The sequence below is a fragment of the Tateyamaria pelophila genome (assembly GCF_019966495.1).
Classification (GTDB): Bacteria; Pseudomonadota; Alphaproteobacteria; order Rhodobacterales; family Rhodobacteraceae; genus Tateyamaria; species Tateyamaria pelophila.
On sequence record NZ_JAIMIA010000006.1, the window covers coordinates 24,979 to 38,033 of the forward strand.

Here is a 13,055-nt window from a genome sequence, read left to right on the forward strand (position 1 = left end):
CCCGGTTCCCTTCCTGTTGGCTACAGGAACCTGGCGCCGTGCTTGAATAATTTCCGGCACGGCGCCTATTTGCCTCTTGGACCCGCGGGCAAGGCGGGGAGGCTGCAACGTGAAAGGATGTGCGCAATGTCTCAGACCCCTTTATTGGACCGCGTCGCGGGCCCGGCCGACCTCAGGAAGATGTCAGACAAGGAACTGACGCAAGTGGCGCACGAGTTGCGATCAGACGTGATCGAGGCGGTCAGCCGGACGGGTGGCCATCTGGGATCGTCATTGGGCGTCGTGGAACTGACCGTGGGCATTCATGCCGTTTTTGACACCCCGCGCGACAAGCTGATCTGGGACGTGGGTCACCAGTGTTACCCGCACAAGATCCTGACGGGCCGCCGCGACCGCATGGGCACGTTGCGCCAGAAAGACGGGCTGAGCGGCTTTACCAAACGCGCGGAGAGCGAGTACGACCCCTTTGGCGCGGCGCATTCGTCCACGTCCATTTCCGCCGCTTTGGGCTTTACGGTTGGCCGCGATATGGGGATGCCCACCGGCGATGCGATCGCCGTGATCGGGGATGGCTCCATCAGTGCCGGCATGGCCTATGAAGCGTTGAACAATGCGGGTCACGAGGGCCGCCGTTTGTTCGTCATCCTGAACGACAATGAAATGTCGATTGCACCGCCGACCGGCGCGATGAGCACGTATCTGTCGAGTCTGGGCCGCAACTCACCGCTTGCGCCGTTGCAGGCCCTTGCCGAAGGCGTCGAGGCAGCGCTGCCCAAACCTGTGCGCGATGGGGCCCGGCGGGCCCGTGAGATGGTCACGGGTGTCGAGGGCAAAGGCACGTTTTTTGAAGAGCTCGGGTTTGATTATATCGGTCCGATTGACGGGCACGACATGGGGCAGGTGATGTCGGTTTTGCGCGCGGCTCGTGCCCGTGCAACCGGTCCTGTTCTGATCCATGCCTGTACGATCAAAGGCAAGGGCTATGCCCCCGCCGAAGGGTCTGCAGACAAATATCACGGTGTGTCCAAATTCAACGTGGAGACGGGTGCGCAGTCCAAAGGCAAAAGCAATGCGCCGTCCTATACATCGGTCTTCGGTTCTACCTTATGCGACCTTGCCGCCCAGGATCCCAGGATCGTGGCGGTTACGGCGGCGATGCCGGGGGGCACCGGTCTCGACAAGATGATGGAGCGTTTCCCGGCCCGTGTCTTTGACGTGGGGATCGCAGAGCAACACGGCGTCACCTTTGCGGCGGCGATGGCGGCTTCGGGACTGAAACCGTTCTGCGCGATTTACTCGACGTTCCTGCAACGGGGCTATGATCAGGTGGTGCATGATGTGGCCTTGCAAGGGTTGCCGGTGCGCTTTGCCATCGACCGGGCGGGTCTGGTGGGCGCCGACGGGGCCACGCACGCGGGATCCTTTGATATCGGCTATCTGGCGGCATTGCCGGGGATGGTTGTCATGGCGGCGTCAGACGAGGCCGAATTGCTGCATATGGTCACGACTGCGGCGGATTATGACAGCGGTCCGATTGCGTTCCGCTATCCGCGTGGCAACGGACGCGGGGTGGAGATGCCCGAGCGCGGCGAGATCCTGGAGATCGGCAAGGGGCGGATGATCCAGGACGGGACGGATGTGGCCTTGCTGTCGCTGGGCACCCATCTGGACGAATGTGAGAAAGCGGCTGCTGTGCTGGAAGCCGAGGGCCTGTCCGTCAGCATCGCGGATGCCCGGTTTGCCAAGCCACTGGATATGGAGATGATCCGCGATCTTGCGGCCCGTCACGCTGTACTGGTGACTGTCGAACAGGGTGCCATGGGTGGCTTTGGCGCGATGGTCTTGCAAGCGATGGCCGCCGAAGGGCTATTGGACCAAGGATTGAAAGTGCGCAGTATGCATCTACCGGATGTGTTCATTGACCAGGCCGGACCGGATGAGATGTATGCGGCCGCGGGGTTGAACGCCGATGGAATTATCGAGACGGTGAAAGCGGCTCTTGGTCAAGTCTCAGGCAATGTGGTGGATATGAAACGCGGTGCCTGAGGGGACTCTCTTGGCTAAAAATATCCCCGCCGGAGGTTCCGGCGGTTGCAGCACATGATCCGTCGGAATGGACGCGCATGCGCGCGGCTTGATGTTTTGCAGCCACCTGCGGCGTCTGCGCATATGGGGCTCTGCCCCATACCCCGGAGTTTATTTGGCAAGATGAAGTCTGGATCGTTTCCGGGCGATGTTGGCCTGCTCTGGCAAACCTGACTTGTCGTAGGCGTCTGCCAGCATCCGATTGAGCGGTACGCCGTCGGGATCATAGCTGCGCCGCATTTCGAGGACCTGTTGTGCCCGGCTGGACCGGCCCGAGCGGATCAGCGCGTCAAGGTGGATTTGCTCGAAAAGGTCGCGCTGCGCATGGCTGCCACCTGTTTCGGCCAGTCTGGGCAGGGCTTTTGAGAGAAAGCGAATCGCATCGTCGTCGTCTCCTGCGGCGTGAGCGGCAATGCCGTGGGCGGCCCACAGCGCCACGTCGCGCCAAGCTGCGTGGTCGTGTTGCGTGGTATCTTCGGCCCGCGCTTCGATGGCGTGTAACAGCGTTTCCGCCTCGGGTCTTCCGGTGCGCCCCAGCGCGTAGAGGTATTGCAGCGTCAGGAAAGGGCTGACCGTATCGGCGCCCCGTTTGGCGATGTGATCGGCAACGTCGTTCCAGCGGTCACCTACATTGATGCCCGCGAACTCCATCCGCGCCAGCAGGGAGACCGCGCCCACCTGATCCTGCGAATAGTCCTTGGCCAGTCCCCACACATGGGTGTCATAGGTTTTCAGCAGATCATCAGTCCGCCCGGTGGAGATGTAGAAGAGCGCGAGATGCCACCAATTGTGGCTGTGCATGAAGCTGTTGAGCTCGCTCCAGTGATGGGCGACGGATTCCAGGAAGGCCGTGCCTTCGGCCACTTGTCCGCGGGTCAGGTAGATATGTGCCAATGCGTGATGAGCCCAGGGTTCTGACGGGTCAATCGTCAGGGCATGGCGCGCGGCGGCTTCGGCCTCGTCGAGCAGGTGGCATTCCTCGAAGCCGAAGGCCAGCATGCCATGGGCATAAGCAATGTCAGCCGCCTCTGGCTGGGCTTTGTGCGCGATCCGCAACATGGCGGGGAAATCGCCGATGTTGAATGTGTGGTACTGGCCGAGTTTGAGCATGACCATGTCGCGGGGATAGGCGCTGACCGTGGCTTCGCACAGTTCGATCAGTTTCGGGATCTTGCCGGCTACAAAAAGCCGTGCCGCCTCGACCGCGGCCTGTTCGCGGGCTGTCAGCCCGGTGGCCTTGCGCGCGTTGGCGAGGAAGGGGGCGGCGAGTTTGGGCGCAATCGGTGCTTCGAGCAACATGTAGAGGATGGCGGCGTAGGCGTTGGCCAGCCCATTGTCCGCGTCCGCCCTGGCCACGTCGATCACGTTGGCCGCCTTGGGTTGAAAACTGATGAACCCGTGCACGAAGTCGTCGATGCCCTGCCGCGTGGCATCGATCTCGCAGGTGATGGGCAGGCCGTAGAGATCGTGCATATGTTGTCCTTAGATGCTGTTCTGCTTGGCGAAGGCGACGATGTGCCCGGCCACTGCGTCCGGTGCGTCCCAGTGGATCGAATGCCCGGCCCCGTCGATGATGTGGTGCGGCAGATGCCCGAGCACTGCTTTGATATGGGGCGGCGGGATAAGCAGATCAACCGCGCCCATCAACGCCTGCGCGGGGCAGGCGGGGTGTGCAAGTAACTTGCCATCAAAGTCGCGCAGGGCGGTCAGTTGATGTTCCATGGCATCTGCGCTTTGCCCGTGCGGGTAGGCGAGGCTTTCGGCGACGGCCGTTTCCACGGCATCGGGATTTTTGTAGAGGTCCGGATTGAAAAGCCACGGAAACAGCGCGCGCAGCCATGTATCGGGAGCGGCGTTGCTGCGCCGGATGGCGATCAGGCTGGCAAAGAGCGCGGTGTTTCGTGGCAGTCTGACGGGGGCCGAGGCGGCGACAGAGGCTGAGGCAACGCGTGCGGGCGTCTGATGAGCGATGTCCAGCGCAATAATCCCGCCCATGGAGTGCCCCACCACGTGAAAGCGCTCATGGCCGAGGTGATCCATCAGCGCGGTGGCGTCATCCGCCATATGGGTGATCGAGACAGGCGCGTCCCAGGGTGTCGTTCGCCCGGTCGTCCGGTTGTCGGGACGGATGCAGGTGAAGTGCGCGCTCAGCAGAGGCACCAGCGGTGTCCAACTGGCGTGATCCGACATGAACCCGGCCAGCATCAGGAGCGGCGGGCCGTTGCCGGTCATTTCATAGTGCAGAGACAGATCGGGGCGGTCAAGATTGGGCATTGATCTGGCTCCAGGTTGGCAGCAGGTCGTTTGGGGCAGGGGTTGCGGCATAGACGCCACGTGCGATGGCGCGGCTCAGGCACAGCGCGGCGGCGTGACCGATCAGGGCCAGATCGCGCTCGCAGGTCAAAGGGATCTCGCCGGTTGCAGCGGCAAAAATCAGATCGCCGTCGCCGGGACTGTGGGCCGGGACGCAGGCACGCCCGATCCCGTCATGGGCCGCCCAGGCGACGCGCTGGCATTGCGCCTTGTCGAGCGCTGCGTTTGTGGCGACGATGGCGATTGTGGTGTTGGAGCGCTCGGCCATGGCCGTGAGTTTGCGGCTTTCGAGGCTGCGCCCAAGCCCTGTGGCGGGATCCGGACCGAGCCCACCGAATTCGCTGTCAATTTCGAACGGCGCGGCCCAGAAGTGCCGCTCGCCCGGTGTTGTCACGCTGCCCATGGGGTTGGCGGCGACCAGTGCGCCAACGGTGATCCTATTATCCAGGGTGAGGGAAGCCGTGCCGAGCCCGCCTTTCATCATGGCCGTCATTGCCCCGGTGCCGGCACCGATTGTGCCGATGGGTGTTGTTGTTGTGATGGCCTCGAAAGCTGTGCGCCCAAGCGCCGGGTAGGGTGTTTCGGACCAGGTGTGATCGCCGCCGGAGAGCAGATCAAATATGATCGCACCGGGCACCAGCGGGATAATCGCGTTGCCCACTTGAAATCCACGCCCTTGCGCCCGCAAACCGGCAACAACGCCGGAACAGGCATCCAGCCCATAGGCAGAGCCACCTGACAGCACCAGTGCATCAACTTTGGCGACGGATTTGTCCGGGGCCAGAAGATCGGTTTCGCGCGTGCCCGGCGCTCCGCCCATGACAGCTACGGAGGCGGTGAAAGGTGCATCTGCCGTCAGAACCGTCACGCCGGATTTCAGCGCGGCGTCCTGCGCGTTGCCGACCTTGAGCCCGGCGATATCCGTGATTGCGTTTTGCGGGCCTGGGATCATTTTGATTTCATGCCTCCGGCGGGGATTTTTTGGAACAGAGAAGGGGACGGTGGCGCATTCAGATCCGCGGTTTGGGGGCGGCTGTGGCCGGATCGCCGGTGTTCGGTTCGCCCTTGGGTTCGATTAGCAGCACCTTGCATTCGTGTGCGGCGCGCGGGCGGTGGGTGATGCCTTTTGGAACGACGAACAGCTCACCGGTTTTGACCAGATGGCTCTCCTCTTCGAGGTCCATTATCATTTCGCCGTCCAGGACGAGAAAGAAATCATCGGTGTCTTCGTGCAGGTGGAAAGGGAATTCGCCCTGGAATTTGACCACCATCACATCGTTGTCGTTATAATCGGCAACCACGTGCGGGTCCCAGTGGCTGCCGAATTGGGCGAGCTTTTCGTTGAGGTTGATCGGTTTCATATGCAGCGCCCTCCGTCCACTTCCAAAGCTACGCCGGTGATCATCGAAGCCGCGTCCGAGCACAGGAATGTTGCGGCCGCCCCCATGTCTTCGGGCGTCGAAAAGCGCCCCAGAGGGATGGTGGCGAGGAATTTGGCGCGAATCTCTGGCGTGTCTTCGCCCATGAAGCTTTTGAGCAGGGGGGTTTCGCCCGCCACCGGGTTCAACGCGTTGACGCGGATGCCCTCGGGGGCCAGTTCCACGGCCATCGCCTTGGTTGCGGTGATCATCCAGCCCTTGGACGCATTGTACCAGTTCAGGCGAGGTCGCGGGGAGACGCCTGCGGTGGAGGCGATGTTGAGGATGGCACCCGACTTACGGGATTTGAAATGTGGCACGAGACTGCGGGCCGTCAAATACACCGACTTGGCGTTGACGGCGAGGACGCGGTCAAAATCGTCCTCGCTCACCTCTTCGAGGGCTTGGGGCAGGTGGGTGATGCCCGCGTTGTTCACGAGGATATCGACGTGTCCGAAGCTGGCGAGCGCCTGATCCGCCATTGCCTGAACGGAACTTCCGTTTGAGACGTCGACCTGCACCGCTATGCCGTCGATTTCCTGTGCAACGGTCTTGGCGCCGTCGTGGTTCAGGTCGGCCACTATAACGCGGGCTCCTGCCGCGGCGAAGGCGCGTGCGATGCCGTGGCCAAAGCCGCTGGCCGCTCCGGTGACAATGGCGGTTTTGCCGTCAAGTTGCATGTGGGGTCTCCGGTATCAAGTGGTGCGTGTGGGTGAAAAAGGCGTCATACGCATCATGCTCCAGCAGGTGGGCTGCGTTTTCAAGCCCATTACCGCGCATGGGCTGTTAGGTGATGGATACTAGCGGAAAAGCATACGTGGCAGGAGCAGATCGCTCCGCCATCCCGCCTTTGCGTTCTCAACAAAAGCCGTTCCCCGCAATCCGCATCAGTAGGTAGCCCGCCCGCCCGACTGATCAAAGCAGAATCCGGTGGTAAAGCTCGCTTCTTCTGACGCCAGCCAACAGGCCATGGCGGCAATTTCATTGACCGTGCCAAAGCGGCCCATGGGGATTTTGGATTGCATGAAGTCGATGTGCTCCTGCGTCATCTGGTCAAAGATCGCGGTATGCACGGCGGCGGGCGCAATAGCGTTTGCGGTGACGCCGGATGTGGCCAGTTCCTTGCCCAGCGATTTGGTCAGCCCGATGACACCGGCTTTGGACGTGGAATAGGCCGAGGCGTTGGGGTTGCCCTCTTTGCCCGCAATGGACGCGATGTTGACGATCCGGCCCCAGCCCTTGGCCTGCATGATCGGTGCTGCGGCGCGGCAGCAATAAAAGATCGCATTCAGGTTCAGGTCATGCACCTTCAGCCAGTCGTCGATCGGATAGTCCCATGTGGTGGTGTTGGGCCCGGTGATCCCGGCGGAACAGACAAGGATATCGGGATTGGTCTCTGCCATAGCAGCGGCGACGGCCGCCGCATCGGTTACATCGATCTGGCGGGTGCTTGTCCGATCGCGGTCGACCGCCGCAAGTGCGCCGGGGTCGATATCCCAGACTTCGACGCTGCCTCCTTCGGCGGCGATACGTGTCGCGATGCCTTCACCAAGCCCGGCTGCCCCGCCGGTGATGACCGCATGGCGGCCCTTGAATCGGTTTTCAAAAATCATGCAGTCGGTTCCTTTTCTGTAAGATCAGGGTGGAGAACGTAGCATCGGCTGCCATCTCCGCCGGTAGAAGATTTTTCGTAGAAAAATCTGAGCCGTTCCGGCAAGGCGTGTCTTGCGGAAAGCCAAGCGCGTCCACCTCAGCCATGATGGGCTGCCACAGTTTTCAGGGTGGAAAAGCCATAGAGCGCCTCGAACCCTTTTTCCCGTCCATGGCCGGATCTGCCAACGCCGCCAAAAGGCAGTTCGACCCCGCCCCCGGCACCGTAATTGTTGATAAAGATCTGGCCTGCCTGCAACGCTTTGGCCAGTCGCATCTGGCGCGCGCCATTGGCCGTCCAGATGCTGGCGACAAGGCCGTAATCGGTGCCGTTGGCGATGCGCACGGCCTCCTGTTCGGTGTCGAACGGGATCAAGACCTGGACGGGGCCAAAGATCTCGTCGCGGGCGAGGCTGTGATCGGGTGGGACGTCCTGGAACAGGGTGGGCAGAACGTAGGCCCCGGTGTCGGGCGCGTCTTGCAGGTACCCTTGCGCCGCGATCTTCAGATCCGCCCCTCCGTTGAGAAAGCCGGTCACGATGTCTTTTTGGCGGGCCGATATCAGTGGACCAATGCGCAGGTCGTTCATTGCGGGGCCAACACTGAGGGAAGCATAGGCCTCGGCCATACGATCTCGCACGGCATCGTAAACGCCCCTTTGGACCAAAATCCGCGACGATGCGGAACAGGTCTGGCCCGCGTTCTGAATCCCCGCATTGACAAGAAAGGGCAATGCAGCGTCAATATCGGCGTCCTCGAACACCAGTTGCGGGGATTTGCCGCCCAGTTCCAGCGTTACAGGCACCACATGCGCGCCTGCCGCCTGCTGTACAAGCGCGCCGGTGCGCACCGATCCGGTAAAGCTGATGTGCTGCACATGCGGGTGCCCGGCCAATGCAGCCCCGGCTTCGGCCCCCAGTCCCGGTACGACATTCAGCGCGCCATCCGGCAAGCCCGCCTCGTTGCAAATGCGGGCAAAGGCGAGCGCCGTAAGACAGGCTTCTTCCGCCGGTTTCAGCACGCAGGCATTGCCCATGGCCAATGCGGCCCCGACGGACCGGCCAATGATCTGCATCGGGTAGTTCCACGGCACGATATGCCCCGTGACCCCATGCGGTTCGCGCAGGGTATAGACGGTGTAGCCGTCCAGATAGGGGATGGTTTCGCCCATCACCTTGTCCGCCGCCCCGCCGTAGAATTCCATGTAGCGGGCCAGCGCCACGGCGTCGGCGCGGGCCTGGGTGAGCGGCTTGCCCACATCATGCGCTTCGATCTCGGCCAAGGTGTCGACCCGGTTCAGCACTTTGCGGCCTATTTCGGTCAGGATGCGTCCGCGTTCCAGAGCGGTCATCCGTCCCCAATCCCCGGCGCGTGCGGCCTGCGCGGCCGTGACGGCGGCGTCGATATCCCGCGACGTTCCGCGTGCGATGTCGGCCAGATGACTGCCGTCGGACGGATTTGTCAGCGCCAGCGTGTCAGCGGCGGCCTGCCACGTCCCACCGATCAGCATTTCGGTGGGGTCGAACCAGAGGGCGTCAAGCATGATGCATCCTTTCGGGAAGGGTGGGTGCAGCGGCGATCAAGGTTTGAGTATAGGGATGCCGGGCGGTCGTGAACACGTCTTCGGTCGGGCCTTGTTCGACAATTTCACCGGACTTCATGACCAGAACGTGGTCCGTGATGGTGCGGACAACGCTCAGGTCATGCGAGATGAAGAGGTAGGTCAGATTGTACTGCCCACAAAGCGCGGCGATCAGATCGAGGATCTGCGCCCGGACCGAGACATCGAGCGCGCTGACCGCCTCGTCAAACACGATCAGTTCGGGGCGAATGATCAGAGCGCGGGCGATGGCGATCCGCTGGCGCTGCCCGCCCGAGAATTGGTGCGGATATTTTTGCGCGTCTGCGGGAGACAGGCCGACGGCGATGAGTGCTTCGGCCACCCGGTCGGCCCTTTCAGTCGCCGATGGCTTGCTTTCAAGCAGGTGAAACGGTTCGGTAATCAGCCGCGCGACCCGGTGACGCGGATTGAAGCTGCCGTAAGGGTCCTGAAACACCACCTGCATCCGGCGGCGCACGGCGAGGTTGGGCCGCCCTGCGCTGAATACCGGTTCACCGCCCAGCGTGATGGTGCCACTTTGGACAGGCTCCAACCCCAGAATGGCCCGCGTGAGGGTGGATTTGCCGCACCCGCTTTCGCCGACAAGGCCGATGCGCGCGCCCTTGGGAATGTCAAAGCTGACGTCATTGACCGCGCGCATCGTCCCCGGTGCCTTGAAGAGGGTGGTGCGGGGCAGGGCATAGTCCCGCACCACGTTTTGCACCCGTAACAGAGGGGCGTCCTGATGCGTTTCGGGCAGGATGACGCGATGGTTTGAGGCAGCAAAGAGCGCCTTGGTGTAGGGGTGCTGCGGGTCGGCCAGTAAGACGGGCGTGTCGCCCGCCTCCACCACATGGCCATGTTGCATGACGGCGATACGGTCCGCCATCTGCGCCACAACCGCCAGATCATGGGTGATCATCATCAGGCCCATGCCGTCCTCGGACGCGAGCTGCTTGAGCAGGTCTAGGATTTGCGCCTGTGTCGTGACGTCCAGCGCTGTTGTCGGCTCGTCCGCGATCAACAGTTTCGGGCCGCAGGCGATGGCGATGGCGATCACGACCCGCTGGCGCTGGCCCCCCGACAACTCATGCGGATAGCGCGACAGCGGGATTTTGCCCGGTGGCAGGCCCACGCGGGTCAGGACCTCGGCGGCGCGCGCCATCGGATCAAGGTCGGGTCGGTGCAAGCGCACGGTTTCCGCCACCTGCGCGCCGATGGTCTGAACGGGGTTGAGCGCAGTCATCGGTTCCTGAAAAACCATGCCCACTGCATTGCCCCGCAGACCGCACATGGCGGCCTCGCCAAGCTGCGTCACATCCTGACCGCTCAAGACGATCTGGCCCGTTGTTTCCGCGCCATCGGGCAACAATTGCATGGTGGCGAGCGCGGTCATGGATTTGCCGGATCCGCTTTCACCGGTGATCGCGACCACCTCGCCCGGGGCGATATCGACGGACACATCGTGCAGGATGGCCGTTCCATTGATGGACAGTGTGAGGTTGCGGATCTGCAAAAGGCTCATGTCCGCGCCTCGCGTAGGCGCGGATCTAGCGCGTCGCGCAATCCATCGCCCAGCAGGTTCAGGCCCAGCACTGTCAGAATGATTGCGAACCCCGGCACCAGCGCCATATGCGGCGCGATGCTGACCAACGTTTGGGCGTCCGCCAGCATCCGCCCCCAACTGGGGGTGGGCGGCTGTGCGCCAAGGCCCACGTACGACAGTGCGGCTTCGGCCAGAATGCCCAACGAGAATTGTATGGTCGCCTGCACGATCAACAGATTGGCGAGGTTGGGCAGGATATGTTCGACACTGATCCGCGCTGCGCCCTTGCCCGCAACCCGAGCGGCCAGAATGAACTCGCGCGCCCAAAGGGGCAGGGCACCGCCGCGTGTAACACGGGCAAAGACGGGGATGTTGAAGATGCCAATGGCGATGATCGCGTTGACCGCTCCGGCCCCGAAAATCGCTGTGATCAGGATGGCGATGACCAGCGACGGAAAGGCAAAGATCAGGTCATTGCCGCGCATGATGATCTCGTCCACCCAGCCGCCTTGCCGCGCTGCGGCCCACAGGCCCAGCGGCACACCGAGACCCACGCCAATCCCGACGGCCACAAAGGCCACGGCGATCGAGGTACGCGCGCCCACCATGATCATCGACAGGATATCGCGCCCGAAATGATCCGTACCCAGCCAATGGGTGCCGTTTGGCGGTTGCAGCTTGGCGGGAATGTCCATCGCCGTGTGCGCGAACGGCGTCCAGACGAAGGACACCAACGCCGCCAGCACCATCAGCGCAGAGAGCGCGCCGCCGATCATCAGGTTCCGCCTCATGTCCGCGCCCTCAGCCGGGGATCAACGGCAGCATAGGCAAGATCGACGGCAAAGTTCACCATGATCACCGCAAAGACCAGCAGCATCGTCACGGATTCCACGACAATCAGATCACGGGCCGAGATCGACTGGAAGATCAGCCGCCCCAGGCCGGGTAGGTAAAACACCTGTTCAATGATGATCCCGCCGGCCAGCAGGAACGAAAACTGCAGCCCCAGAATCGTCAGCACCGGGATCATCGCGTTGCGCAGCCCGTGGCGTCGCAGAGCTTGGCCGCGGCTGAGGCCCTTGGCGCGGGCGGTGCGCATGAAATCCTCGCCCAGAACATCGAGCAGGGCGGAACGCATGACCCGTGCGAGGATGGCGGCCTGCGGCAGGGCGAGGGCGATGGCCGGCAAAGTGAGCGATTTGAGCGCGGCAAATACGCCCTTGTCCCAGCCCGTAAAGCCGCCTGCGGAGAACCAGCGCAGATTGATTGCAAAGATCAGGACCAGCATCATGGCAAACCAGAAATTGGGGATCGCGACGCCCAGTTGCGTGGCCCCCATCACGCCCATGTCGCCGGGCTTGCCGCGCCGGGCCGCTGCGTAGATGCCCGCCGGAAAGGCAATCGCGGTCGAGAGGAGGAGCGCATAGAGCGCCAGAGGCAACGACACCCACAGCCGGTCTGCGATCATCCCGGCCACAGGGGTGCGGTATTGATACGAGGTGCCGAAATCGCCCTGCATCATCCCGGTGACCCAGGTCAGATACCGCTGAAATTTCGACTGATCGAGACCCAGTTCCGCCCGCAGGGCGGCGAGCGTATCTTCTTGCGCATTCATCCCGAGCATAAAGGATGCGGGATCACCGGGGGCCACCTCGATCACGGCAAAAATCACCAGCGATGCGATGGCAAGGCTGATCAGCAGGGACAGAAGCCGTTTCAATGTATAGCGCAACATTGCGCTGACGTTAGGCGGGTGGTTCGGGACAGGCAAGCGCGTCTGTCAGGGGGCCCGTATCTTGGGTCAGTGTCGCAACGGCCATCGCCCGGATTGTCATGGCATAGCGGGACTGTTCCCAGCCGCAGGTTTGCGTCAGGTTTTCCCAGTTTCGGATCGAGAGCAGGGCCCAGAGCAGGTCGGTGGCTTTGGCCTGATCCATGCTGTCGGGCAGGGTGCCATCGCGGGCCAGCGCGGCAACGGCGGCGGCGCAGCCTTCGCGCAGATCGGTCATGCGGATATCCCACGCGGCTTTTGCTTCGGCATCGGTGCTGGTGAGAGCCATGATCGCGCGAGCCACCCCATGGATCTTGGGCACATGATTGCACCAGGCGGTCACGAAAGCATCCAGCCTTTCACGTCCATTTGCAGCGGTCCGGCTGGGCGCGAGGGCGGTGTCCATGTCCAGCATCTGATCCTGATATCGCGTGGCCGCGATCAGCACATCGGTGCGGCTGGGATAATGCAGATAGACGGCCTGCCTGCTGACGCCGGCGGCTTTTGCGATGTCAGACATGGTTGGCAGTTTGCCGCCCGGCGCTTCAAGCAGGGCCAGAGTGGATTCGAGAATGCGGGTCGGAGTATCGGAGTTTGCACTTGACATAGTGTAAAGTTACACATACTTGACAGGCTGTCAATTGACACTGTGTCAAGCTGGAAGCTTTGAAA

At 62.4% G+C, this 13,055-nt stretch carries 12 protein-coding genes; 1 reads left to right on the forward strand and 11 read right to left on the reverse strand.

The window, feature by feature from the left end; translation table 11 throughout:
• Positions 1-126 precede the first annotated feature (126 nt).
• Complete coding sequence (gene dxs / locus LC354_RS03600) at positions 127-2,046, forward strand: 1-deoxy-D-xylulose-5-phosphate synthase (protein ID WP_223421475.1); 1,920 nt, start codon at positions 127-129, stop codon at positions 2,044-2,046.
• Positions 2,047-2,196: 150 nt separating this feature from the next.
• On the opposite strand, the gene LC354_RS03605 is transcribed toward dxs, so the two are convergent.
• The 11 genes from LC354_RS03605 to LC354_RS03655 form a co-directional block, all read right to left on the reverse strand.
• Positions 2,197-3,558 (reverse strand): tetratricopeptide repeat protein, encoded by a 1,362-nt coding sequence (locus tag LC354_RS03605; protein WP_223421476.1) that lies wholly within the window; start codon positions 3,556-3,558, stop codon positions 2,197-2,199.
• Between the two features lie 9 nt (positions 3,559-3,567).
• Positions 3,568-4,359 carry an alpha/beta fold hydrolase gene (locus LC354_RS03610; protein ID WP_223421477.1) on the reverse strand — a complete coding sequence of 264 codons (792 nt, stop codon included), beginning with the start codon at positions 4,357-4,359 and terminating at the stop codon, positions 3,568-3,570.
• The gene (locus LC354_RS03615) at positions 4,346-5,350 is read right to left on the reverse strand and encodes a P1 family peptidase (RefSeq protein WP_223421478.1); all 1,005 of its coding nucleotides are present in this window, start codon (positions 5,348-5,350) and stop codon (positions 4,346-4,348) included. The genes LC354_RS03610 and LC354_RS03615 overlap by 14 nt, the downstream gene beginning before the upstream one ends.
• A 58-nt stretch (positions 5,351-5,408) precedes the next feature.
• A complete protein-coding gene (locus tag LC354_RS03620; protein WP_223421479.1) occupies positions 5,409-5,759 on the reverse strand; it encodes a cupin domain-containing protein in 351 nt (116 codons plus the stop codon).
• The gene (locus tag LC354_RS03625; RefSeq protein ID WP_223421480.1) at positions 5,756-6,496 is read right to left on the reverse strand and encodes a glucose 1-dehydrogenase; all 741 of its coding nucleotides are present in this window, start codon (positions 6,494-6,496) and stop codon (positions 5,756-5,758) included. The genes LC354_RS03620 and LC354_RS03625 overlap by 4 nt, the downstream gene beginning before the upstream one ends.
• Positions 6,497-6,703: 207 nt before the next feature.
• Entirely contained in the window at positions 6,704-7,429 is a 726-nt protein-coding gene (locus LC354_RS03630; RefSeq protein ID WP_223421481.1) for an SDR family NAD(P)-dependent oxidoreductase, read from the reverse strand.
• Positions 7,430-7,566: 137 nt separating this feature from the next.
• Positions 7,567-9,009, reverse strand: coding sequence for an aldehyde dehydrogenase family protein (locus LC354_RS03635; protein ID WP_223421482.1), 1,443 nt, complete (start codon positions 9,007-9,009; stop codon positions 7,567-7,569).
• Positions 9,002-10,591 carry an ABC transporter ATP-binding protein gene (locus tag LC354_RS03640; RefSeq protein WP_223421483.1) on the reverse strand — a complete coding sequence of 530 codons (1,590 nt, stop codon included), beginning with the start codon at positions 10,589-10,591 and terminating at the stop codon, positions 9,002-9,004. Before LC354_RS03640 ends, LC354_RS03635 begins: the two co-directional genes overlap by 8 nt.
• Positions 10,588-11,403 (reverse strand): ABC transporter permease, encoded by an 816-nt coding sequence (locus tag LC354_RS03645; protein WP_223421484.1) that lies wholly within the window; start codon positions 11,401-11,403, stop codon positions 10,588-10,590. Before LC354_RS03645 ends, LC354_RS03640 begins: the two co-directional genes overlap by 4 nt.
• Positions 11,400-12,347, reverse strand: a complete 948-nt coding sequence (locus LC354_RS03650) for an ABC transporter permease (protein WP_223421485.1) — start codon at positions 12,345-12,347, stop codon at positions 11,400-11,402. The genes LC354_RS03645 and LC354_RS03650 overlap by 4 nt, the downstream gene beginning before the upstream one ends.
• 10 nt (positions 12,348-12,357) lie before the next feature.
• Positions 12,358-12,990 (reverse strand): TetR/AcrR family transcriptional regulator, encoded by a 633-nt coding sequence (locus tag LC354_RS03655; protein WP_223421486.1) that lies wholly within the window; start codon positions 12,988-12,990, stop codon positions 12,358-12,360.
• Positions 12,991-13,055 lie beyond the last annotated feature (65 nt).